Below are 24,857 nucleotides of genomic sequence, written 5' to 3'. Positions count from 1 at the left end.
ACAGCTGTCTCAGGGTTCTCGGGCCGGCACAGGCGACACGGTGAATTTGGGCGGGTGCTCCGGTGGCACCGGCAGCCCCCAGGGTGGCTCGCGCCAGCCCGGATCGGGATAACTGCGCGGTGGCTGCTGGTTAGTTGAAGCTGTGGCGGGCAGTTGCTGGTTACCCCCCGGCGGCGCTACTTGCGACTGGTGTACGTGCTGGACAAGGTTATTCAAAATCCAAACCGCGCCGATAACAGCCGTAATGGCTGACAGCACCAGGGCGGCCCAGCCAAGCCAGCGCAATGTTGTTTTCTTTGGACCTGATCGCTTAGCCTCGGCCGCTTTCGATTTCAACGGCTTGAGCTCGACAATGTAGTCGCGTTGCGCCCGCGCATCGAGCACAGATCGGTCAGGCGAGGCTCCGGTGGGCGAAGTCGGGGCTTCGGGCGGTTCGGGGATGCCCGTGGTTTCTTCGCTATCCATCGGAGGCTCTCCCTCATCATCGAAGTGATGGACCTCAGCTAAGCATGGCTGGCCCTACATTCCGTAGCTGGCGTTTTACCAGTATTTCGTGGACCCGTCGGGACCGGCCGAGGTGCTGACCAACTTGGCGAAACAGTGCTCGTTGTCGAAACCCTGTTGTTGGCACCAAACATTCGCCTCGTCCGGGCCTGGGAAGGTCGCTGCGGCCACCGTGACCCACCACCCTGGTTCGCTGAATACAGACCACTCGTTGCTCCAGAGCATGCGTACATCGGTGAATCGCAGACGCAGCGCGAGGAATTCGTGGAGGATCGCGCAGTCGTCCCAGACCTTGCCGTCGGCCTCCAGCCCGGCGTGCTTGGAGCTGAGCTGTGCGAGCCAGTGCCCGTTGAGCTTGGTCATGATGAACGATCGGTCGCTGTCGGCCTGACTGCGCAATGCCTGTGAGCAGTTGCTACCGATGTCGGTCCCGGGCGGTGTGTACCCCGAGCCTGCCGTGGCCGACGGTGTCGTTCCCGGGTTCGTCGCTTGCTGCGCGCCGCCGCTCGGTCGTTCGCACTCGACCAGGATCCCGGGCTTCGCCGCAGCGCCTGCCGAGGAATCGACACCGGCCGAATCGGTCCCGAGGGTGTCTGGAAGTCGCCAGAACGCGCCCTGCGGGAATGTCAGCTCGACGGTGGTGCCGCCACCGCCGGAACCAGACGCTGGGGCAATGCCTATCGGATTCGAGCTGAAATCAAATGTGCCGGAAGCGATCACGCCACTGTCGTCGTGAATTGTGATGGAGGTGCCGGCGGCGCCGAGGACGTCGCCGCCTGGGCATGTTGCCGTCACCTTCAGGGTGACCACGAGCCCACCGCTGGCAGTGCGGAACGTCTGCGGGGTGAAGATGGGTGCGCTGCCGCAGCGAGTGTAGTAGCCACCGCCGTTCTGCTCTGCGGGCCCGGCGGTGTGACCCGCGCTGGATCCGGGTTCCTGAGCCGCGCCGCCGGTCGCGCCGTATGCCGTGATGGAATCGCCGGTGACCACGACGAACTTGTCGCCCGCCGCGTAGAGATAGGCGGCCGTACGCTCTGTATTTTTCGGGTAGTAGCTCGCTCCAGCCGTCGGGATGGGCCCCTGCATTTTCCATTCGGGGTTCCCTGTAGCGGCATTGGTGGCGGTGATGGTGCCGTCGTCGGCGAGCGCGATGACGCGGATACCGTCGCTGATCACGGCATCGGCGAACCGTGAACTCCACGGCGCGACCGTGCCATTCGGTCCAGTCCACACCGTCTGGCCAGTGCGGGTGTCATAGCCTTGTAGCGCACCCTTATCTGTCACGCCGACGGTGATGCGATCGGTCACCACAACGACGCGACTGATCCACGTCGCAGCGGACCAAGTCGATGTGCTCGCACCCGGGCGGTACAGGCGACCGCCGACCACGACCATCCCCGCCAGGTCGCGCGAGGTGATCGCTGGCTGTTGCTGCGTCGGTCCATCGGAGCCGTTCAGAGGATTCTCAAGGGCGGGCAATTCGGTGGTCGTCCCGTTCGGGTGCACAACCTCGTAACCGCTCGTCGTACGCTGACTATTCGAATCTACGGAGCCGACCAGACTGCCATCGGCAAGCACCTCACCGGCGCCGACGTTCTTGGATAGCAGATGCCCGTCGTCAGCAGACAGTACTACTTGGGTGCCGTTCCTCGACGCACCGACCAGGCCGCGGCCCACCCTGATCCAAACGAAGCCCGGCCCCGACGAGATCGGTACATCCGGGGCCACGGACCAGACCTGATGGCCGACACCCTCGAGCTTTGTCACGCGCATCGCGGATCCATTAGCGTCGCTGCCGACTAGGTAGACAGCCCGGCCGTCGAAAGCCGCTTCCCCGTGGATGCCCTTCGGGACAACCAAAGTGTTTGTCTCGGTGCCATTTCGTACGTCGATGAAGCCAAACCGCTCCTGATCATCCGTCGACTTGGAACATGCGATCAGGTGCCCGGCAATCTGGGCCGGACACCTCGCCTCGACCTGTGTGGTCCATGGTTGTCCGGTGGCCATATTCACACCAGCCAGGACGTGTTTGCGCTGGCTGTCGTAATCGGAGCCGGGTAGTGAGATTGCGATGCCACCGTCGTCCACCAAGGCAGGTGGGAAGGCGATCATGCCGTCTCCGACTGCAGAGCTCAACGTGAACGCACTGGCACCCAATTGATCGGCGGTCACTTTCCACGCCACCGACGGTGCCGTGGGGAATTCCCTGGTCAACTGACCAGGCACCGGCCCAGCCCCACCGTCCGATCCGCTGTGCGACCACCGCCAGACAACGACACCTGCCGCCACCAGTGTGATCACCGCGGCCACCACGCCGATTACCACAATGGGACCATGCGCCCCCTGCGGGCGACCGGGCGTTCGTGGCGCCCAACCGCTTCCAGGCGCAGGATGCGCATGCGCCGAACCAGACGATTGGAACCATCCTGGTTCGGTCGCACGACGGTCGTCCGGCCGCTGATCGGGCCAGCCGGAACCGCCAGTACTGGGCATGGCTGGTATCCAATCAAAGGCGATTACGAACTACCATCGTTCGTTCGGCCGACACCCACCTACTTGGAGATGAGTCTGTGATTACGTCGGGGCATTTGTGTGGGCTGCGGCTGGGTTTGCCGCGAGCGGGCGCAGTTGTACGCAGTTACCCGGCGTGTCGCGTACAAACACGCCCGCTCGCCGACAACGAGGGCGCCCGCGCGCGACGATTGCCGCAGCTCTCTCAGGGTTCTCATTCTTCGCTCAGTTGCGACCAGCGGCGATCGCGTCATCCGTTCGGATGACTGCCATCGAATTGGCGCTCGATCAGCCGGGCAACGTGATTACATTTTGCAGGTGAGGCGAGCCGGTCCGTACCTGTTGCCATTCTTGACGCGCGTAGCGACACTGGCTAGTGCTATCGGTGGCTCGAGCGCAACGGCGTCCGCCGATACGTCAGTTGAACTTGGCGCAGCATCCTCGCCGACCTTACCTTTTGCGATTACGGCATCGGCTGCGATACGTGAGCTGAATTCACCTGCTAGGCAGAGTCATTGACGCGTAGAAGCTCGGCGCACCAAAGACGGGAGCGGTAATGGGCGTTTTGATCGGTATCGGAATATGGGCGTTGGTGGCCTACCTCGTCTACAAACTATTCAGGCGAACAATGACTCGTAATCGTCCAGCTGGACAGAAATTTGAGCTGACGCCGGCAACTGCAGCAGCGATCCTCGGCATGCTCGTTTTCATCCCCGGTCTCTGGATTCTGAAGGTCGAGGGATGGCAGGAGACGATGTCGATCGACATCGACACGGGACAAACATCCACCACCAGTACTTTCGGATCCCAACTAGCTAGGGCTGCAGTGTACTTCGCAATCGGAGCTGCCCTACTTTTCGCAGCGAGGATTCTGGCGGAGAAGCAGACCTCTTGGCCGCCATCGGTGCAACAACTAATGCGACAACCACGACCGACCCCGCGCAGCTCCCCCAACGTATCACCTCCGACGAACGACCCTTTCAACAGAAGCGCTCCGGTGACAGCTCGATTCAATCCACCACCGAATTGGCCACCTCCTCCACCAGGCTGGTCACCGGACCCAAGCTGGAAACCCGACCCATCCTGGCCGCCCGCACCGCCGGGGTGGCAGTTCTGGATCGATGATTCGCCGACGCCTCGTGGGGAACTAACGAATATTGGCAGACAAGGGGTCACGGCTGACAGACCGCAACCTATGGGCCCCGGCCGCAACGATGAACGCGACGCAATGCAAGGAATGTACTCCGCAGCAAGCGACGGCAGCTCACGTGTGCCATGGCCCGGAAACAACACCGGCAGCAAAACCTATGGCCAATTACTTTTAAATCCTCACAATGTCAAGACACTTGCCGGCGGGATCGGCATTTTAGTCGGTTCGCTCATAGTCGTCGCTGGTGGCCAGCAAGCAAAGGTTTTCGGGCTGTTGATGATCGCCGCCTGCTGGGCGATATTCCTCCGACACGGCTACCACGAGAGCGCGGGCCTACGACTACAGACCCGAATCCCAGCCGCCGAGGCTGCCCAGATCATCACCGACCTTGCCAGCACCGAACAAAGCGCGGCGTCCAACGTCCAACTCACCGGTTCCCAGCCCGGGCAATTGCACTTCACCGCTTACACGCTCCCGAATCCGCTGTCGTTTCGCGTCACGCTGCATCCAGACGGCGCCGGATCCACGTCAGTCTCGACTCACCTCGTCAAATGGACTTGGCGACAATCTCGTTCATACTTCATACCCGTGCCCTTTACCAAGCGAATAGACGGCTACGGCGCATACAAGTCGTTCGCAACCCGCGCGCTCGACGCACTCAAACGATGTGACCCGGCGCTGACCGGCGGGTTTCAGAACAATCCGTCAGACTGACCGCCCCTGGCGATAAGCAGACGAAGTAGCCACGGCCGACCGTCCAGATCAGCTCCACCGTCGCATCGGGTGTGGTTGCCGCGCTATTGATTTCACGACAGAATGAATCGACGGCCCATTCGGCGTCGGGCTGTCAAGTCGTCGCTGATGTAGCCCGCGAATGGCAGTCGGTGGGCCAGTCCGACAATGCCGCGGCTATGCAGGGGGGCCGGCCCGAGGATCCCGAAGGTTAGACCGCTCTCGGCGACAAAAGCCGTCACGGGGGTTTGGTGTCATCCGCCGACCTCAAAAAGAATTTGGGCGCATGGGCGGACAGTTTTGCCGAGTTCGCCGACATCGCGCGAACCCTGGCCAGTGTCCCTGAGGATGTCCGTTTCAAACGATATGTCGAAGTAGTCAACAAAGTAGCCCACGGCACGGATGCATGACAGACGGCGTGCCCCTCCCCTTCCCGCGAGCGGGCGCAGTTGTACGCAGTTACCCGGCGTGTCGCGTACAAACACGCCCGCTCGCCGACAACGAGGGCGCCCGCTCGCGCCAAAAAGAGAGAAAACTAGATCGGGGTGAGGCCGTGCTTGCGCTGGACTCGGTCGAGTTTTTGCTTGTCGCGCAACAGCTTCAACGACTTGCGTAGCAGCAGACGAGTTTCGTGCGGCTGGATCACCCCGTCGATGTAGCCACGCTCGGCGGCAATCCACGGGATCGCCATATTCAGGTTGTAGCCCTCGATGAATTGCCGCTTGACCTCCTGTGCCTCGGGCGCATTCGGGTCGGGGAAACGTTTCATCAGCAGCTGCGCGGCCCCGTCGGCGCCGATCACCGCGATGCGCGCGGTCGGCCAGGCGAAGTTCAGGTCGGCGGACAGCTGCTTGGAGCCCATCACCGCGTACGCGCCGCCGTAAGACTTGCGGATGGTGATCGTCACCTTCGGCACGTCGGCTTCCACGACGGCGTTGAGGAACCGGCCACCGCGTTTGATGATGCCGCCCTTTTCCTGCTCGACGCCGGGCAGGAAGCCCGGGGTGTCGACCACGAAAACCAGTGGCAGGTTGTAGGAGTCGCAGAACCGGATGAATCCGGCGGCCTTGTCGGACGCCTCGTTGTCGATCGAGCCGGACAAGTGCATCGGCTGGTTGGCGATCACGCCGACCGGATGGCCGTCGACCCTCGCGAACGCGGTGATGATCGCCTGGCCGCGCTGCGCGGCGACGTCGAAGACATCGCCGTCGTCGAAGATCCGCAGCAGAATCTCGTGCATGTCGTAGGCGGTGTTGTCGTTGTCCGGCACGATCGAGTCGAGCTCCAGATCGCTCGGCGTGATTTCCGGTTCCAGACCGGGGTTGACGATCGGCGGGTCGTCGAAAGTGTTGGCCGGCAGGAAGCTCAGATAGTCGCGAACATACTGGAACGCCGCGGCCTCGTCCTCGACGACCTGATCGATGTTGCCGTAGCGGGCCTGCGCGTCGGCGCCGCCGAGCTCGTCGAGGGTGACGTCCTCGCCGGTGACGTCCTTGATGACGTCGGGCCCGGTGACGAACATGTAGCCCTGCCCGCGCACCGCCACCACCAGGTCGGTCTGGATCGGCGAATACACCGCTCCCCCGGCGCATTTGCCCAAAATGATCGAGATCTCCGGCACCAGGCCGCGCAGCAGCTCGTGGCGGCGGCCCAGCTCGGCGTACCAGGCCAGCGAGGTGACCGCGTCCTGGATTCGGGCGCCAGCGGAGTCGTTGATGCCGATGATCGGGCAGCCGACCATCGCGCACCATTCCATCAGCTTGGCGACCTTGCGGCCGAACATCTCGCCGACGGAACCCTGAAACACGGTCTGGTCGTGGCTGAACACCGCCACCGGCCGGCCGTTGATGCGGGCGTGCCCGGTGACGACCCCGTCGCCGTAGAGCGCGTTGGGGTCACCGGGTGTCTTGCACAGCGCGCCGATCTCCAGGAAGCTGCCCGGGTCGACCAGCGCATGGATGCGGGCGCGGGCGCTCGGGATGCCCTTCTTGTCCCGCCGAGCGATGGCCTTGGGATCACCGGGTTCTTTGGCCAGTTCCAGCTTTTCGTGCAGTTCGGCCAGCAGCTCCGCGGTGGTCTTGGTGGTCACTTACTCTCGCTCTCGCCTTGGATCTTGTTGAGCGCCTGCGTCATATGAGCGCCGACCTTGGCGATGATCGGCTCGTCGATGGCCTGGATGTGCTCGCCGCCGATCGGCACGATCTCCAAGTCCGACACGTACTCGCCCCAGCCGCCGTCGGGTTTGCGGGTGGCGTAGCGCGGTTCGAACATGATCGCGTCGTCGTGGTAGCGGTCGGCCATGTAGAGGGTGACATGGCCGTCGTAGGGCTGGATTTGGGCGGTGTCGATGGCCCGGTTGTCCAGATACGACGTGCGCTGGTGTTCGATGATCCCGCCGGGGATCTGCACGCCGCTTTGCTTGACGGCCTCCAGCACCAACCGCACCTGACCCTCGTCGTCGAGTTGTTCCAGCTGCTCGTAAGGGATTTCGGGGATCTCGACGTTAAAGGTCCGCTCGGCGAAGCGGGCGTAGCGCTCCCAGCGCTTGCGGATCTCCTCCTTGGTCTGCGGGATCTCCTCACCTGCGCGCACGGTGTCGATCAGCCCGACGAACGGCACGTCGCAGCCCTCTTGTTTGAGCCCGATCGCGCAGGCGTAGGCCAACACCCCGCCCAGCGACCAGCCGACCAGGATGAACGGCCCGTCGCCCTGCATCTCACGCAGTTTGGGCAGGTATTGGCGGGCCCGCTCTTCGATGGTGCCCTCGACGCGCTCGAAGCCGTACATCGGAGTGTCCGCCGGCAACCGGTTGAGCAGCGGCTCGTACACCACCGTCGAGCCGCCGGCGGGGTGGAAGACGAACACCGGTGGCTTGGTGGAACCTTCCGGTCTGGCCCGCAGGGTGCGCACGAACCCGTCGACCTGCCCGGCCTCAAGATACTCACGCACGGTGCTCGCCAACGTCTCGATGGTGTCGGCGGCCTTGACGTCGTCGGCGGTGATGGTGCCACCGGCGCGTTCGGAAAGCCGCTGCGCCATCTTCTCCGCGGCGGCGTCGTCGAGCTTGGGCAGCGGGTTGAAGATGCCACCCGGGGACTTGCCGGTGACGATCGCCCAGGTGGCGAACGTGACTCGCTCGGCGGCATCACGTGGCGGTACGTCGGCACCCAACGCCTCGGTGATGGCCTGCTGGTTGAGCGCCTGAGCGGCCGCTGCCAGATTCGGTTGCGCCGCCGGGCCTTCCGGGTTGGTCGGCGGCGGCGGGATCGGCACGTCGGAGGCCGGTGGTGCTTGCGGGTCAGGCGCGGGCGCGGCCACGCTGGCCGGCGTAGCGCCGGACAACAGCGCCGCCTGCTCCTTGGCGATCTCCTCGGCGGTCTTAGTCTTCTGGTGCTCGTGCAGAGCCTGCACCTCGTCGCGATGCTCGAGCGCGTACTTGATCAGTTCCTCGACGTTGTAGAGGTTGGCGTCGCGCACCGCCTGCAATTGGATTGGTGGCAGGTCGAAGTCGTACTCGACGCGGTTCTTGATCCGCACTGCCATCATCGAGTCCAGCCCGAGTTCGATCAGCGGCACCTCCCACGGCAGGTCTTCGGGCTCGTAGCCCATCGCCATCGACACGATGGTGGCCAGCCGCTCGCGCACCGTCTCGCCGGAATCCGGTGACCAGCGCTGCAATCCGCCTACCTGGCGGGCAGTGAGGCTGTCCTGCACCGGCTCGTCGGCTTCGGAGGCTTCCTCGGCGGCCGGGGCCTGCGTCGGTGCCGCGGTGACGGGCGCGGCGACGGCCGCACCGGCGCCGACGGCCGTAGGCAACACCGCCGCCTGCCCGGACCGCGACACCAGCGCGTCGTAGACCAGCGTGAAGGACTCGTCGATGCGGGCGTGCACCTGGACCGACGCCCCGCCGGGGTGCCGGGTCAGCGTGGTCACCAGCCGGGCGCCGTCGGCGGGCACCGCCCGCTGCTCCGAAGCGACCAGCTGCGCATCCGAAAGCACTTGCGACGCCGCGGCCTTCACCAGCGCAGCCAGATCGGTTTCACCACGCGGCGCGTACTCCCAAACGTGGCGGCCGTCGGGCATCGCGACGTGGGTGCCGGGCATGATCACCGACCCGTCGCCGGCGAAGTGCGCGTCGAGCCAGTGCTCCTTGCGGCGGAACCGGGTCGGCGGGATGTTGGCGTAGTCCTCGGGACCGCTCGCGCGGCTGAACAGTGTCCAGATGTCGAGGTCGTGGCCGTAGACGAACAGCTGGGCCATCGCCGTGGTCATCGCGTCGACGTCGTCTTGCTTACGGGCCAAGGTCGCAATCAGTTGCGCGTCAGGCAATCCCGCGGCAGCGGTGGTCAACCCCACCTGCATCAGCGCCACCGGGTTGGGCGCGAGCTCCAAGAACGTGGTGTGTCCGGCGTCGACGGCGTTGCGCACACCCTGGGTGAAGTAGACCGAGTGCCGCAGACCCTTCTTCCAGTAATCCACGTCGTGGATCGGCTCACCGCCCGGCCGGATGTAGCTGCCGTCGTGCACGGTGGAGAAGTAGCCGCACTGCAGCGGCATGGGCTCGATGCCCTGCAGCTCCGCGGTGAACTCGCCCAGCAGCGGATCCATCTGCGCGGTGTGGCTGGCGCCCTTGGTTTGGAACTTGCGGGCGAACCGGCCCTCGGCTTCACAGCGGGCGATGATCGCGTCGACCTGTTCGGGCGGCCCGCCGATCACGGTCTGGGTCGGCGCGGCGTAGACGCAGACCTCCAGATCGGGGAAGTCGGCGAAGACCGTCTTGATCTCGTCGGCGGAGTACTCCACCAGCGCCATCAGCCGGATGTACTCGCCGAACAGCATCGCCTCGCCCTCGCCCATCAGCCGGGCGCGCGGGACGATGATCCGGACGGTGTCGCGCAGCGAGAGGCCGCCGGCGAAGTACGCGGCGCCCGGCTCGCCCAGCGACTGGCCGATCACCGCAGCGGGTTTGGCGCCGTGCGCTTTGAGCAGCTCGCCGAGCGCGATCTGGATGGCGAAGATCACCAGCTGGACGGCTTCGATGGGGTATTCGACGGTGTCGTCGGTGTAGTCCACCGAGTCGTCGAGGATCATCTCGAGAATCGAGACCCCGCGCTCGTCTTGGATCAGCGCGTCGATCTTGTCGATCCACTCGGCGAAGATCGGATCGCGCAGATACAGGTTCTTGCCCATCTTGCGGTGCTGGGCGCCGAAGCCGGCCAGCACCCACACCGGGCCGTTGGCCACCGGCCCGTCGGCGGAGAACACGTTGGGTCTCTGCTTGCCTTCGGCGATGGCGCGCAGGCCCTTGATCGCTTCCTCGTGGTCACGGGCCAGCACCACCGAACGCGAGCGGCCGTGGTTGCGCCGCGACAGCGCCCGGCCGATCGACTCCAGCGACGATGCCTGTCCCTCAGGGCTTTCCATCCAATCGGCCAGCTCGGCGGCGGCGGCCTTCTTGCGGGACGTCAAGAACGCCGACACGGCCAGCGGCACTAATGGGGCCGGAGCCTCTTGCTCGGCAAGCTCTTTCAGCGCGGCCTCTTTGAGCCGCTTGGCTTCCTCGGTCATGCCGGGCAGTTCGTATTCCGGCTCCGCGGCCACCGGCGCGTGCTCGTCATCCCCGGATTCGGCGAACTCGCCGTACTCGTCGAAGCGGACGTGCCCGTCGTGCTGCTCGGCAGGAGTTTCGGCAGGCTGAGCTTGCGGCTCCGGCTCGGCCTCGCGTTCGACGACGTCACGCGGCAGCACCTCGCGCAACACCACATGCGCGTTGGCGCCGCCGAAGCCGAAGCTCGACACCCCGGCCACCGCGTAGCCGCCGTAGCGTGGCCAGTCGGCCACCGTGTCAAGGACTTTCAGATGCGCGGTGTCGAAGTCGATGTAGGGGTTGGGCCCGGCGTAGTTGATCGACGGCGGCAGCTTGTCGTGCTGCAGCGCAAGCACCGTCTTGACCAGGCTGGCCGCGCCGGCCGCCGACTCCATGTGTCCGACGTTGGTTTTGATCGCGCCGAGCAGGGCCGGCTTGTCGGCCGGCCGGCCGCGGCCGACCACCCGGCCCAGCGCCTGGGCCTCGATCGGGTCGCCGAGAACCGTTCCGGTGCCGTGGGCTTCGATGTAGTCGACGGTGCGCGGGTTGATGCCGGCGTCCTTGTAGGCGCGGCGCAGCACGTCGGCCTGGGCGTCGGGGTTGGGCGCAATCAGGCCGTTGGACCGGCCGTCGTGGTTGACCGCGCTGCCGGCGATCACCGCCAGAATCTGGTCGCCGTCGCGGCGGGCGTCGTCGACCCGCTTGAGCACCAGCATGGCGCCGCCCTCCGAGCGGGTGTAGCCGTCGGCGTCGGCGGAGAACGACTTGATCCGGCCGTCCGGCGCCAACACCTCACCGATCTCGTCGAAACCGAGGGTGACCGCCGGGGTGATCAGCGCGTTGACGCCGCCGGCCAGCGCGACGTCGCATTCACCGCTGCGCAGCGCCTGCACGGCCTGGTGCGTGGCGACCAGCGAGCTCGAACACGCGGTGTCCACCGCCACCGACGGACCGTGGAAGTCATAGAAGTACGAAACCCGGTTGGCGACAATCGAACTTGCCGTACCGGTGATCGCGTACGGGTGCGCGACGGTCGGGTCCGACATCGCCAGGAAGCTGTAGTCGTTGACCGAGGTACCGATATACACGCCGACGGATCCGCCGCGCAGGCTCGACGCCGGAATGCGGGCGTGCTCGAGCGCCTCCCAGGTCAGCTCCAGCGCCATCCGCTGCTGCGGGTCGATGTTGTCGGCTTCGGTCTTGGACAGCGCGAAGAACTCCGAGTCGAAACCCTTGATGTCCTTCAGATAACCGCCGCGGGTGCGGGCCTTTTTGATCCGCTCGGCCAGCCGCGGCTCGGCCATGAACTCCGACCAGCGGCCCTCGGGCAGGTCGGTGATCGCGTCGCGGCCTTCCAGCAGCGCCTGCCAGGTCTCCTCCGGAGTGTTCATGTCGCCGGGCAACCGGGTGGACACGCCCACCACCGCGATGTCGACGCGGTCCACCGGACCGCTTCGCGTCCAGTCGATGTCGTCGGCCTCGTCGCCGGCGACTTCGGGGTCGCCCTCGACGATCCAGGTGGACAGCGTCTCGATGGTCGGATGCTCGAAGGCGGCCGCGATCGACACCGTGACGCCGGTGCGGTCCTCGATGTCGGCGGCCATCGCCACCGCGTCGCGCGACGACAGACCCAGTTCCACCATCGGGGTGGCCTCGTCGATCGCGTCCGGCGACTGCCCAGTGGCTTTGGCGATCCACTCGCGCATCCACTGGCGCACTTCGGCGACAGTCATGTCGGTACGAGCCGACTTGGCAGGGGCGTCGGCAGGAGCTTCTGTATCAGTCATAGTCGTCGGGGTCAGTCGGCTCGGTCGGGGAAGGCGTTGGGGGCCGCGACCCCGCTGCGCAGGGTTCCGTCGATGTAGGCGGCCCGGCAGGCACGACGCCCGATCTTGCCGCTGGACGTGCGCGGCACCGAGCCGGCTTGCACCAGCAACACGTCGCGCACCGTCACCCCGTGTCGCACGGCGATGGCCGCGCGGATGTCGTCGGCGATGGGCTGGTAGTCCAGCTTGTGCGCACCCGGCGCGCGCTCACCGACGATCACCAACTGCTCGGAGGTGTCGTCCGGGTCGTACTTCAGGCCGGCGTGTGGATTGTCAAAGACCGCCTGCGGCAACTGGTTCAACGGCACCGAGAACGCGGCCACAAAGCCGGTGCGCAGCGCGCGGGTGGCTTCCTGCGCCGAGTACTCCAGGTCCTGCGGGTAGTGGTTGCGTCCGTCGATGATGACGAGATCCTTCACCCGGCCGGTGATGTAGAGGTTGCCCTTGTAGTAGGTGCCGTAGTCGCCGGTGCGCACCCACAGCCCGTCGTCGGGAGCACCCTCGGCGTGCGATGGGCTGGTCCGCGACTTGAGGATGTTCTTGAAGGTCTCCTGGGTCTCCTGGTCGCGCTTCCAGTAGCCCAGACCCATGTTCTTGCCGTGCAACCAGATCTCGCCGATGTGGCCGTCGGGCAACTCGCTGGCGGTGTCGGCGTCGACGATCACCGCCCACTCGTCGACACCGACTTGGCCGGCAGCAACCTGGGTGACGGCGCTCGGCGCATCCTTGTCGACCTCGACGAACCGGTGGTTGTTCAACGCCTCCCGGTCGACGTAGATGATGGTGGGCGCCTCGTCCATCGGGGTGATCGACACGAACAGCGTCGCCTCGGCCAGGCCGTAGCACGGCTTCATCACCTTTTCCTGCAGGCCGTACGGCTTGAACGCTTCGGTGAACTTGCGCATCGACGACACCGAGATCGGCTCGCTGCCGTTGAGCAGCGCCTTGACGTTGGACAAATCCAGCGGCGGCTCGTCGTCCTTGGGCAATCCGCGAGCCGCGGCGTGCTCGTAGGCGAAGTTGGGCGCAACCGAATAGGTCGGGCCCGTGTCGCCTTCGGTGCCGGCGAGGGCGCGCATCCAGCGAATCGGCCGGCGCACCACGGCGGCCGGCGTCATGAAGGTGCAGTAATAGCCGAGCACCGGCGAGAGCATGATCGCGATCAGGCCCATGTCGTGGAAGAACGGCAGCCAGGTGACGCCGCGGTCGCCTTCGACCCCTTCGAAGGCGTTGAGCACCTGGACCACATTGGTGGCCAGGTTCAGGTGGCTGATCTCGACGCCGGTCGGTACCCGGGTGGAGCCGGAGGTGTACTGCAGATAGGCGATGGTGTCGACGTCGGGGTTGGTGGGTTCTTCCCAGGTGGAGGCGACGTCATTGGGCACCGCGTCGACGGCGACGACACGCGGCCGCTCCTTGGCCGGGCGGGACCGGAAGAACTTGCGGACGCCTTCGGCCGAGCTGCTGGTGGTCAGGATCGTCGACGGGGTGCAATCGTCGAGCACCGCGTGCAGACGTCCCACGTGACCGGGCTCGGCCGGGTCGAACAGCGGCACCGCGATCCGCCCCGAGTACAAGATGCCGAAGAACGCCACCAGGTAGTCGAGGTTTTGCGGGCACAGGATGGCAATGCGGTCGCCCGGTTGGGTGACCTGCTGCAAGCGGGCGCCGATCGCGCGGTTGCGAGCACCGAACTCCGCCCAGGAAATGTCGCGGGCAACGCCGTCGCGTTCAGTGGAGAAGTCCAGGAAACGGTAGGCGAGCTTATCGCCGCGCAGCGATGCCCACCGTTCGACGTGACGAACCAGATTGGCGTTCTCGGGGAATCTGATCTCACCGTTCACGACGAACGGGTTGTGGTACGCCATCGGCACTGTCTCCTGTCAACCACGCGTCTTGGGCTAAGTGTGCGAGCTCCGCGGACGCTTTCCACCGGACGTCGGTCGCCGGCCCGGCCGGCGTGTCCTGCCTGCACCGTGTGTTGCGAGCGCCAAACCTCACAGATGCTACAGAAACACGATCGCAGCCGACCGCAACCGCATCGACCCGGCAGGCCGATCGGAGCCCTTCTTAGTTATCTCTTAATGTTAAGGGTCAGTGCGCTGCGGACCAAATCAAAATGCACCGCTTATCAGAACCGTTATGTCGGTCATCCGTGCTTGGGATGCGGCGCGTTCTTGATCAGCTCGCGGGCCCAGTTCAGCGTCCACTCGGTGGCCGGCTGGCCGTCCAAGCTCCAGAACTGGGTGGTGTTGTACAGCGCATGCACCGGTTGCCCCGCGCCGCCGGCCAAAGTGTCCAGCGTCTTGGGCAGGTTGACGATGCTGAAAGCCTCTTGCGGTGCGGCACAGATCAAGTCGCCCTGTCCGCAGATCTCGTAGGTCCGGTCATTGAGGTCACCGAAGCCGCCGGGCCGCGGGCCGGTCATCGTCAGGCCCATGCCAGACAGCACCGGAACCTCGTGCAGGGTGATCTCGGCGCCCTGGCCCGGCGGGTTGGGCCCGATGTCCTTGCCCACACCTGGTTGGCGACGACCGTCAGCGATCAACGTCACACCCAGCACGAGGTCAGCGTCGACCGGCCCGCGCCCGTTTCCGATGTCGCTGGCGATGTCGCCGGCGATCACCGCACCCTGCGAAAAGCCGATCAACACATAGCTGGTCAACGGGCATCTTTCGTTCATGTCGGTCAGCGCTTTGACCGCCGCCCGGGTGCCTTCTTTGCGGCTGTCGTTGTAGGACATCTGCTTGTCGTTGGACAGCGGATTGTGGAACTCAGCCGTGTAGGGAACCGTGTAATCCTCGAGCCGGCTGCTGTCGAATTCCTCGCTGAGCGGCCGGGTGACGTTGAGCAACAACGCGTTCGGGAATTGGACCGGGTTCAGCGGATTGTCCTGCGGCGAGGACTCCCAGGTGCCGGGAATCGACAGCAGCTGCACATCCGGGCAGCTGGCGTCCTGGAAGGCCGGTCGCGGCTTGTGCGGGCGGGCCGGGCTGCTGGTCGGCGGCACGATGCTCGGCGGCACCGCGCTGGGCGGCGTTTTCGGCTGGCGCAGATACATCACCACGAAAAGCAGCACCAACGCCACGACCAGTGCGACCGACGCGGCCGCGATCAGTCCCAGAATGCGGCGACGTCTACGGCGCGCATTAGCAGCCTTTTTAACCATGTCTCCTGCTGGCAGAGTCATTCGCAGTCGACGGCCGTGCAGCGGCCGTCGCACCCTGCTTCACGGTACCGGGCTGCAAGGCACCGGCGCCGATGACGGCGTCAGCGAATGGCGCCGACGATGTCGCTGGACATCACCGCCAGCTGAGAGGACCACGAACCCCAGCCGTTGTCGGCCTGCGGGAACTCGAAGTGCCCGTTGTGGCCGCCGACGTTGCGGTACTGCTGGTAGAAGAAGTGGCCGTCACCGGCGGCCCAGGCCTGCTGGCCGATCACCGCGGCCGGGTTACTGGCGCCGCCCTGCGGGGCGTACACCCATACCCGGGTGTTGTTGGCGGCCAGCAGCGCGGCGTGTTCGTCCGGGTCGTGCCACTTCCACCGCCCGAGCTGCGGGGCGCCCCACATGCCGTAGGCGTCGACGCCGCCAAATTGCGCCATGCCGGCGGTGATTGCGCCGTTCTCGTCGGTGCCCGACGGGCGCAGGATGCCCGACATCGAACCGGCATAGCCGTACCGGTCGGGGTGGAAGCACGCCAGTGCCATCGCGCCGTAGCCGCCTTGGCCGGCGCCGACGACCGCGTGGCCATTCGGGGCGAGTCCCTTGTTGGCGGCCAGCCAGTCCGGCAGCTCGCTGGACAAGAAGGTGTCCCACTGCTTGCTGCCGTCCTGTTCCCAGTTGGTGTACATGCTGTAGGCGCCACCGGCCGGGGCCGCCACCGAGATGCCCTTGCCGGCAAGCGTGTTCATGGCGTTACCCGCGGTCACCCAGTTGCTGAGCTCTGGATGGGCATCGAACGCGTCCAGCAGCACGACCATGTGCGGGCCGCCGGCCAGGAAGGCCACCGGGATGTCGCGGCCCATCGCGGCCGACGGCACCATCAGGTTTTCGTAGTTCGCCGCGCGCGCCGCACCGGCGCCCGTTACCAGCACCACTCCCGATGCGACCGTCAGCACGGCAGCGAACAGCACCCTTGCCAGCGTCGACAGACCCCTCATGTCCACCTCACTCGTGTATCGCTTCATCAACCCCGTGCAGGGCCCCGGCCCGCAACGTAGTGAATCACACCACACTCGACGGGATAGATGGAACGACTGACGGCGGCGACCATGAGGTCGCCGCCGTCGGCCATGTCGTTGTGTCGGCTAGCGGCCGGTGCCCGCAGCGACCGGGGTGCCGCCGCTGCCTTGCGGAGTGCCCTGGCTGCCGCCGGTGGTCTGGCCGGCCGCGTTGACCTGGCTGCCCTGGGCGGACTGGCCGGTGTCGGCGCTGCCACCGGGCGTGGCGCCCAGCGTGTGCTGCAGGTCTTCCTTCATGGCGCTCAGCTGCTGGCCCCAGTACTCCCAGCTGTGCGTACCGCTTTCCGGGAAGTTGAACACCGCGTTGTGACCGCCGCCGGCGTTGTAGGCGTCCTGGAACTTGATGTTGCTGGTCCGCACGAAGCCCTCGAGGAACTTCGCCGGCAGGTTGTCCCCACCCAGCTCGGACGGCTTGCCGTTACCGCAGTAGATCCACAGCCGGGTGTTGTTGGCGATCGTCTTACCAACGTTGAGCAGCGGGTCGTTGCGCGCCCACGCCGGGTCTTCCTTCGGGCCCCACATGTCGGCGGCCTTGTAGCCGCCGGCGTCACCCATCGCCAGGCCGATCAGTGACGGCCCCATCCCCTGCGACGGGTCCATCAGGCCGGACATCGCGCCGGCGTAGATGAACTGGTCCGGGTGGTAGTTGGCCAGGTTCAGCGCGGACGCCCCGGCCATGGACAGGCCGACCGCGGCACTGCCGGTGGGCTTGACCTGCCTGTTGGCCTGCAGGTACTGCGGCAGCTCGCTGGTGAGGAAGGTCTCCCACTTGTAGGTCAGGCAGCCGGCCTTGCCGCACGCCGGCTTGTACCAGTCGGTGTACCAGCTGGACTGCCCGCCGACCGGCATAACCATCGACAGGCCGGACTGGTAGTACCACTCGAAGGCCGGGGTGTTGATGTCCCAGCCATTGAAGTCGTCCTGAGCACGCAGACCGTCGAGCAGGTAGACCGCCGGTGAGTTGGCGCCGCCGCTTTGGAACTGGACCTTGATGTCGCGCCCCATCGCCGCCGACGGCACCTGCAGGTACTCAACCGGCAGACCGGGCCGCGAAAACGCTCCCGCGGTCGCCGAACCGCCGGCGACGCCGATCAGCCCGGGCAGCAGGGCGGCCGCGGCGGCGCCCAACGCGAGTCGGCGCGGCATCCCCTTCGCCGCGCCGAGAACTCTGTCAACAAGCTTCATCCGTGCTTCATCCTCATCTTGTGTTGGCCCATGTTTCGGGTCGGACTGCATGCGCTGTGTCCAACGTGCCCAGCGGGCGGCGCAGCAGTGCCCGTGTAGTCAACCACACCTTGTCGGCAACCCTCTCATCGAGACCACCGACAAACGCGGCTGCCGAGGGGTGTTGGACGTCACAGCAGAACGTGGTTGCACCGCGTCGGTGAATGTGCCCGCGCACCGTTCTTTGCCGGTGAGCGAGAGGTTTCGGCGTTGCTGTCGTCGTGGGATGTGGGCTGTTACAGTGGCGAGGCCGGCGAGGAAAAAATTCACATCGAATTCGTCGCTCCGTCTCTTCGATGCACAAAATCGGACGAGGGCCGCCATCGTCACTAGGGTTCGGCAAGCGAGATCAGCGATGACTCACGACACCAGCTACGGCCCGCCGGCCGGCATCCCGTTGTACGCCGGGGCGCCGGCTTCGGGAATTTCGAGCCCACACCGGACCAGGTCGTAGAGCGGAACGCGGTCGATCCGATACTTGGTGAACTCATAGGAATGCAACAGGTTTGAGACGAACCGATGCGGGCCCATCGGCCCGCGAACCGAGTTGAGCACCGCCTGGGTCGCCGGACATTTCAGTGCCGCTTCCGCCTGGGCGACCCACTTGGCGTCGAGGTAGCCGGGAACACCCGGATACCACTTCACCCACGGGCCGTCGGCGATCACCCAGTCCGGGAACAAGTTCTTGTCGTGACCGATCCGGCCGTACTTCAGCCGGTCGGTATGCGTGGCAAGCGGATTCGCCAACCCGATCTGGTCGATTACCCGCACGTCCAGGCCGACATTCATGCCCAGCATGCCCAGGTTGGTGAAAAACACTGTGTGCGGGCCCTTTTCGTCCGGCCCGCGCGGTGCCTGCTCCGGAATCACCGGGACCAAGTCCCACCGGTCGTAATCGCCCGACGGCAGCAGCAGCGCGCCCTCCGGCGTGTTGTTCATCGCCACCAGAACCGCACGCATTCGCGGATAGTCCAGGTAGTCGGCCGCGGTGAGTGGATGCGCATGCCCGGTCGCCTGGGCGTAGAACCGCCGCTCGTCGACGATGCCCGAGTAGGTGACGCGGGTCGCGTCGTCACCCATCCCGGGCGAATTGGCCGCCCACAGCGACCATCCGGCCACCGCGAGCCACAACGCGCTGACGCTGCCCGCCAGCCAATAACCGGTCTCCCGGGTAAAGCGTGATCCGTCCGGAAACACGACGGGCACCACCGCCACCGGTGCCAGCAAACAAAACAGCGGCACCAGCAACACCCGGCCGTGCATGAAGTCGCCGCCTTGCCGGATCCAGTAAAAACCCTGAAGCAGGCCGCTGACGATGATGAACGCCACCACCGCGGCGGGGCTTTGCACGAAGCGGGCCAGCGGCCCGTATTCCCGCGGCGGGGTGCGCCTATTCCAGACGGACCGGGCGCGGGAGGTCAGCAGCAGCAAACCCAGCACCAGCAACAGCAGCGCCGGCACCCACAGCGCGTAGGGGCGGTTGAAGTTGGACAGGTAGCGCATCCCCTGTGGCCACTTGTCGCCGGCGGCGTCCTTGGCCAGCGCGGTCGCGGGGAACAACAGCGCGTAGTAACCCATCCGAAAGATCTGATAGCCCACCGGAAGCAAGCCGCCGGCCAGCACGATCAGCGCCCGCCGCCGCCAGGTCCGCGCCGCGATCAGCATCATGATCAGCGCCAGGCCGCCGATCAGCGCCAGCTCGGGGCGCACCAGGACGCTGCAGCCCGCGACGAACGCCAGCGCACCGGTGAACAAACGGCCCGGCGGTCGGGTTCGCAAGGCCTGCGACCAGCAGACCATCATCCACCACAGCAGCCCCAGATAAGCCAGCACCAGCCCGTTCTCCAGACCGGATGTCGCGAAGTCGCGCGCCGGTGGCACCGCGATGTAGACCAGCGCGCCGGCCGGCAGCATGATGGCGCGTTGGCCCAAAAGGCTTGGCGCATATAGCCGCCCGGTGCCCAGCATCAGCAGCACGACGCCGAGCACACTCAGCGCCAGCGCCAGCACCAGCGCGACGTACTCCAGCCGCATCGGCCCGGCAAGCCAGCTGCCGGCGTAGATCAGATAGGTCCACAGCACCGACGTGTTCGCCTCCACCCGCTCTCCGGCGTTGAACACCGGACCGTTGCCGACCAACAGATTTCGCACCGTGCGCAAGACGATCAGTCCGTCGTCGGCGATCCAACGGCGTTGCCAGGCACCCCAACCGAACAGCGCAGCGACGATTGCCGCGCTGGCCCACAGACTGACTCGCACCGTGGTGTCGTAGGGGAATGACGAGCGGGCCGGCACGGGGACGGGTCGGCGGGGTGAGGCCGTGGCGGTGCTAGCCGAACGCAACAGCAGCACCAACGGTCCCAATCCAGGTCAGCGCCAGAAGCTGTAAGACTCTGTCGCGCAACGCAATATCTTCGGGTTCGCCTGCCAGCCCGCCGTCGACGTCGACCGCGTACCGCAGAACCGCGATGGTGAACGGAACTATCGACACCGCGAACCAGGTGCCGGTGTAGCGGTCGCGTTCGAACGCCCACAGCCCGTAACAGACCACCAGCGCGGTCGCCGACATCGTCCACACGAAGCGCAGGTAGGTGCTGGTGTAGCTCTCCAGCGACTTGCGGATCTTGGCACCCGTTCGTTCGGCCAATTGCAGTTCGGCGTAGCGCTTGCCGGCGACCATGAACAGCGACCCGAATGCCGCCATCAGCAGAAACCATTGGGACAGGAAAATATCGGCAGCCGCGCCGCCGGCGATGGCCCGGATCAAATACGCCGATGAGACGATGCAAATGTCAATCACCGCTTGGTGTTTGAGGCCGAAGCAGTACGCCAACTGCATGCCGATATAGACGGCCATCACCACCGCCAAGTTCGGCGTCAGCCACCAGGCGATGACGAGTGAGGCCACCCCGAGAATCGCCGCCAGCATGTAGGCCAGCCACTCAGGCACCACACCGGCCGCGATCGGCCGGAACCGCTTGGTGGGGTGCTCGCGATCGGCCTCCACGTCGCGGACGTCGTTGATCAGATAGACCGACGAGGCGGCCAGACAGAACACCACGAACGCGACGGCTTCTTTGCCGAGCACGTCGACGTAGTTGTAGCGGACCTCGGTTCCCAGCGCGGCCACCGGCGCCGCCAGCACCAGCACGTTTTTCACCCATTGCCGTGGGCGGATCGCCTTGGCGACGCCAACGATCAGGTTTGCCGGAGGTCCGGTCACCGGCACCACGTCCTCACTCATCGGCCACCCCTTACAACCGCCCGTCTAGCCGGACCGCGGCGGCTGCCACGGTCGCGCCGACACCCACGCCGACTGCCACGTCGCTGGGATAGTGCACGCCGAGCAGCATCCGAGACAACGCCATCGGCGGCACCAGCAGCGCCGGCAGCCGCGAGCCGGTGGCCCGCATCAGCAGCAGCGCCGCCGCGGTGGTGGAGGTGGCGTGCGCCGACGGGAAGCTCAGCCGGCTCGGGGTGCCGACGTGCACGGCGACCGCCGGATGGCGTGGCCGCTCGCGGCGCACCACCCGCTTGATCACCACGGCGGCAGCGTGCGCGGTGAACGCGCCGGCCCCCACCAAAAGCCATGCCCGCCACCGGTGCGGCTGCAGCAGCGCACCGAGCGCCGACACCGCCAGCCAGCCGAGGCTGTGTTCGCCGAAGTACGACAGGCCGCGCGCCGAACCCAGCATTCCGGGCCGCTCGGCCAGCGCCGATTGGATTGCCGCCAAGGCGCGCAGTTCCCCGCGTGGCGCGGTGACGCGACCCGGCGGCGCCTCCCGTGCGGGAGCGCGTTGCTCAGTCATGGCCTTCTACAGCGAGAAGGACGCTTTCCCACTTCTGCTTGCTGGACAGCACCGGCAACGCCTCGCGGTACACCCGCCGCATCTCGTCGAAGCGGCTGGCCAGCTTGCGCTGACGGCGCAGCGACTGCCACAGCAACCCGAACATCTTCGCCCGGTCACGCTTGCGGTACACCACACCGCGGCCGTCGGCGGTGGTGACGGTGGCCCCGTCGAGCGTGCACAGCTTGAACCACCGGGCGTCCTGGGTCGGGATGTTCAGCTGCGGGCGGTGGTGATGTTCCGGATCGGCCTTGGTGAGGTTGTGCAACGCTCCGCGGGCCAACCGGTAACCGATGGCCACCGGGTGCACCGGCGGACGCATCTGCCGGTTGCGCCGCGACGGCGCCGGCAACTCGTCGGCCCCCGGCAGCACGACGGCGTCCGGGTACTCCTTGCGGATGCGGTGCACCTCCGGCAGCGCACTTTCCAGGATCGAGAAGATGTGTTCGGGGCCGGCCAGGAAATCGTCGATGGCTTTGTTTTGAATCGCTACCGTCGAATATTCCAGACAGGCAAGGTGTTTCAGTGTCGCCTTGAGGTGGCTGCGCACCAGGCCCATGATGTTTCCGTCCCAGTGCATGGCCGCGACCACCAAGCGGTTACGCAGATGGAAGTAGGCCTGCCAGTCGATGGCGTCGTCCTTGTCGCTCCACGCCATGTGCCAGATCGCGGCGCCGGGCAGGGTGACGGTCGGATAACCGTGTTCGGCGGCACGCAGCCCGTAGTCGGCGTCGTCCCATTTGATGAACAACGGCAGCGGCTGGCCCAGCTCCTCGGCGACCTGGCGGGGGATCATGCACGTCCACCAGCCGTTGTAGTCGACGTCGATGCGCCGATGCAGCAGGTTGCTGCGAAGGTTGTTGTCGCTCAACGGGAATTTGGCGAAGTCGTGGTCGTACTCGGTGTGCGGCGCGGCGGTCCACATGAAGTTGTCCCGGTCCACCACCTCACCCATGATGTGCAGGTGCGACGGCTCCTGCAGGTTGAGCATCTGACCGCCGACCAGCATCGGCGACTTGGCGAATCGGTGCATGGCCAGCACCCGCAAAATGGTGTCGGGCTCGATACGGATGTCATCATCCATGAACAGGATCTGCTGGCAGTCAGTGTTTTTCAGCGCCTCGTACATCACCCGGCTGTATCCGCCGGAGCCACCCAGGTTGGGTTGGTCGTGAACGGACAGCCGGTTGCCCAGCGCGGCGGCGGCTGCGGCGAACTCCGGGTGGTCACGTACCTTCGAGGTGCCTTGGTCGGGCACGATCACAGCACCGATCACCTTGTCCACCAACGGATCCGAGGTGAGGTCCCGCAGCGCGTTGACGCAGTCGCTGGGCCGGTTGAAGGTCGGGATGCCCACCGCGATGTTGGCCACGCCCGGCGCCGGCACCGGCGCGTACCAGCCTGCGCTTTGCAGCACGACCTCGCTGTCGCTGGTGATGTCGAACCAGATCCACCCGCCGTCCTCGAACGGCTGTAGGTCCACCTCGAATTCGAGGGCCTCGGGCTGCTCGGCGCTGCCGGCGAAGTTGCGGCCTTCGATGTAGATGCGCGCACCGGTGGCCTTGGTGCGGTACATATCGACGCGCCCGGTGCCGGCCAACTCGGCGCGCAGCACCACCGAGGTCAGCGTCGTCCAGCGTCGCCAGTAGCTGGCCGGAAACGCGTTGAAGTAGGTCGCAAACGACACCTCGGACTCCGCGCCGATCTGCAGCGACGTGCGGGTGGCCGGATGGGCGCGGCGCGCGTTGGTCACCGACTCTTCCACGTAGAGCTTGCGAACGTCCAGGGGCTCGCCTGGGCGGGGCAAGATCACACGAGCAAGCAGGCTCACTGCGCTCATTTGGCGCCGCTCCTTTCCTCTAGCGGCAGACCGTCGCGCAGATGCGGCGCAAGGGTGTTCTCGTACATATTCAGTGCGCTGGCGATGGCCATGTGCATGTCCAGATATTGATAGGTACCCAGCCGCCCGCCGAAAAGCACCTTGGACGAAGCCGTCTCGGCCTTGGCCCTGGCCCGGTAGGCGCCCAGCACGGCGCGGTCGGCCTCGGTATTGATCGGATAGTAGGGCTCGTCGTCGTCGCCGGCGAACCGCGAGTATTCCCGCATGATCACCGTCTTGTCGGTGGGGTAGTCGCGTTCGGGGTGGAAGTGGCGGAACTCGTGTATGCGGGTGTAAGGCACGTCGAGATCGCTGTAGTTCATCACCGAGGTGCCTTGGAAGTCGCCCGTCGGTAGCACCTCTACCTCGAAATCCAAAGTGCGCCAGCCTAACCGGCCTTCGGAGTAGTCGAAGTAGTGGTCCAGCGGACCCGTGTAGACGACCGGCGCGTCCGGGCTGGCGGCGCGCAACTGGTCACGCACCTCGAACCAATCGGTGTTGAGCCGGACCTCGATGCGCTCGTCGGCGGCCATGTTTTCCAGCCACGCGGTGTAGCCGTTGACCGGCAGGCCTTCGTAGGTGTCGTTGAAGTAGCGGTTGTCGAAGGTGTAGCGCACCGGCAAGCGGGTGATGTTGGCCGCCGGCAACTCTTTGGGGTCGGTCTGCCACTGCTTGGCGGTGTAACCCTTGACGAACGCCTCGTAGAGCGGCCGGCCGATCAGCGAGATCGCCTTCTCCTCGAGATTGCGGGCCTCGGCGGTGTCGATTTCGGCGGACTGCTCGGCGATCAGCCGGCGGGCCTCATCGGGTGAGAAGTACTTGCCGAAGAACTGCGACACCAGACCCAGATTCATCGGGAACTGATAGGCCTGCCCGTTGTGCATGGCGAACACGCGGTGCTGATAGCCGGTGAACTCGGTGAACTGCCGCACGTAGTCCCACACCCGCCTGTTGGAGGTGTGGAACAGGTGCGCACCGTATTTGTGCACCTCGATCCCGGTCTGCGGCTCGCGCTCGGAGTACGCGTTGCCGCCGATATGCGGGCGCCGCTCCACCACCAGCACGCGCTTGCCGAGCTGGGTCGCCACGCGCTCGGCAACCGTCAAGCCGAAAAACCCGGAGCCGACGACGAAGAGGTCGAAACGAGAGGTCATCGGTTGAACAGGGTATCCGACCGGACAGCCGCCGCCCGCTTCGCAGCGCCCGGGAGCGAGGCTGTATCGCGCCGTGCGCGGCGAACGGGTCGCCACGAGGTGACAAAGGTCGCGATCTGCTCACGATTACATATCGTCACTCTAATCACACTATTCACATCAGTACCATCGATCACGTGGCCTGATCGCCAGGCACC

General features: G+C 65.8%; 15 protein-coding genes. 2 read left to right on the top strand and 13 right to left on the bottom strand.

Annotation, left to right across the window (positions count from 1 at the left end; all coding sequences use genetic code 11):
• Positions 1-9: 9 nt before the first annotated feature.
• Positions 10-465 carry a hypothetical protein gene (locus tag MSP7336_RS23530; protein WP_139819727.1) on the bottom strand — a complete coding sequence of 152 codons (456 nt, stop codon included), beginning with the start codon at positions 463-465 and terminating at the stop codon, positions 10-12.
• Positions 466-540: 75 nt separating this feature from the next.
• Positions 541-2,829 (bottom strand): outer membrane protein assembly factor BamB family protein, encoded by a 2,289-nt coding sequence (locus MSP7336_RS06065; RefSeq protein ID WP_084226244.1) that lies wholly within the window; start codon positions 2,827-2,829, stop codon positions 541-543.
• Between the two features lie 1,077 nt (positions 2,830-3,906).
• Here MSP7336_RS06065 and MSP7336_RS23710 point away from each other — a divergent pair.
• Complete coding sequence (locus MSP7336_RS23710) at positions 3,907-4,140, top strand: hypothetical protein (protein WP_181786589.1); 234 nt, start codon at positions 3,907-3,909, stop codon at positions 4,138-4,140.
• A 70-nt stretch (positions 4,141-4,210) separates the two neighbouring features.
• On the top strand, positions 4,211-4,879 hold the full coding sequence (locus tag MSP7336_RS23705; protein WP_181786587.1) for a hypothetical protein: 669 nt from the start codon (positions 4,211-4,213) through the stop codon (positions 4,877-4,879).
• A 553-nt stretch (positions 4,880-5,432) separates the two neighbouring features.
• On the opposite strand, the gene MSP7336_RS06055 is transcribed toward MSP7336_RS23705, so the two are convergent.
• The 11 genes from MSP7336_RS06055 to glf all read right to left on the bottom strand — a co-directional run bounded on the left by MSP7336_RS06055 (position 5,433) and on the right by glf (position 24,660).
• Positions 5,433-6,986 carry an acyl-CoA carboxylase subunit beta gene (locus tag MSP7336_RS06055; RefSeq protein ID WP_069393969.1) on the bottom strand — a complete coding sequence of 518 codons (1,554 nt, stop codon included), beginning with the start codon at positions 6,984-6,986 and terminating at the stop codon, positions 5,433-5,435.
• Positions 6,983-12,271, bottom strand: a complete 5,289-nt coding sequence (gene pks13, locus MSP7336_RS06050; RefSeq protein WP_113963277.1) for a polyketide synthase Pks13 — start codon at positions 12,269-12,271, stop codon at positions 6,983-6,985. Before pks13 ends, MSP7336_RS06055 begins: the two co-directional genes overlap by 4 nt.
• Before the next feature lie 11 nt (positions 12,272-12,282).
• Entirely contained in the window at positions 12,283-14,178 is a 1,896-nt protein-coding gene (gene fadD32 / locus MSP7336_RS06045) for a long-chain-fatty-acid--AMP ligase FadD32 (RefSeq protein WP_113963276.1), read from the bottom strand.
• 281 nt (positions 14,179-14,459) lie between these two features.
• Positions 14,460-15,479: a carboxylesterase Culp6 gene (gene culp6, locus MSP7336_RS06040; RefSeq protein ID WP_113963275.1), complete on the bottom strand. Its 1,020-nt coding sequence runs from the start codon at positions 15,477-15,479 to the stop codon at positions 14,460-14,462.
• A gap of 101 nt (positions 15,480-15,580) precedes the next feature.
• Complete coding sequence (locus MSP7336_RS06035; RefSeq protein WP_084226245.1) at positions 15,581-16,474, bottom strand: alpha/beta hydrolase-fold protein; 894 nt, start codon at positions 16,472-16,474, stop codon at positions 15,581-15,583.
• Between the two features lie 147 nt (positions 16,475-16,621).
• Positions 16,622-17,740, bottom strand: a complete 1,119-nt coding sequence (gene ag85A, locus MSP7336_RS06030) for a diacylglycerol acyltransferase/mycolyltransferase Ag85A (protein ID WP_084226246.1) — start codon at positions 17,738-17,740, stop codon at positions 16,622-16,624.
• Between the two features lie 411 nt (positions 17,741-18,151).
• Complete coding sequence (gene aftB / locus MSP7336_RS06025) at positions 18,152-20,131, bottom strand: terminal beta-(1->2)-arabinofuranosyltransferase (RefSeq protein WP_425325733.1); 1,980 nt, start codon at positions 20,129-20,131, stop codon at positions 18,152-18,154.
• Positions 20,109-21,023 carry a decaprenyl-phosphate phosphoribosyltransferase gene (locus tag MSP7336_RS06020; RefSeq protein WP_113963274.1) on the bottom strand — a complete coding sequence of 305 codons (915 nt, stop codon included), beginning with the start codon at positions 21,021-21,023 and terminating at the stop codon, positions 20,109-20,111. Before MSP7336_RS06020 ends, aftB begins: the two co-directional genes overlap by 23 nt.
• A 10-nt stretch (positions 21,024-21,033) precedes the next feature.
• A complete protein-coding gene (locus MSP7336_RS06015) occupies positions 21,034-21,588 on the bottom strand; it encodes a phosphatase PAP2 family protein (RefSeq protein ID WP_069393976.1) in 555 nt (184 codons plus the stop codon).
• On the bottom strand, positions 21,581-23,467 hold the full coding sequence (locus MSP7336_RS06010; protein ID WP_069393977.1) for a glycosyltransferase: 1,887 nt from the start codon (positions 23,465-23,467) through the stop codon (positions 21,581-21,583). The genes MSP7336_RS06015 and MSP7336_RS06010 overlap by 8 nt, the downstream gene beginning before the upstream one ends.
• Positions 23,464-24,660: a UDP-galactopyranose mutase gene (gene glf, locus MSP7336_RS06005; RefSeq protein ID WP_069393978.1), complete on the bottom strand. Its 1,197-nt coding sequence runs from the start codon at positions 24,658-24,660 to the stop codon at positions 23,464-23,466. The genes MSP7336_RS06010 and glf overlap by 4 nt, the downstream gene beginning before the upstream one ends.
• Between the last annotated feature and the right edge of the window lie 197 nt (positions 24,661-24,857).

The organism is Mycobacterium shimoidei (assembly GCF_900417275.1).
GTDB lineage: Bacteria > Actinomycetota > Actinomycetes > Mycobacteriales > Mycobacteriaceae > Mycobacterium > Mycobacterium shimoidei.
Note: the sequence above shows the minus strand (reverse complement) of the source record. Positions and strands in the feature narration are given on the sequence as shown.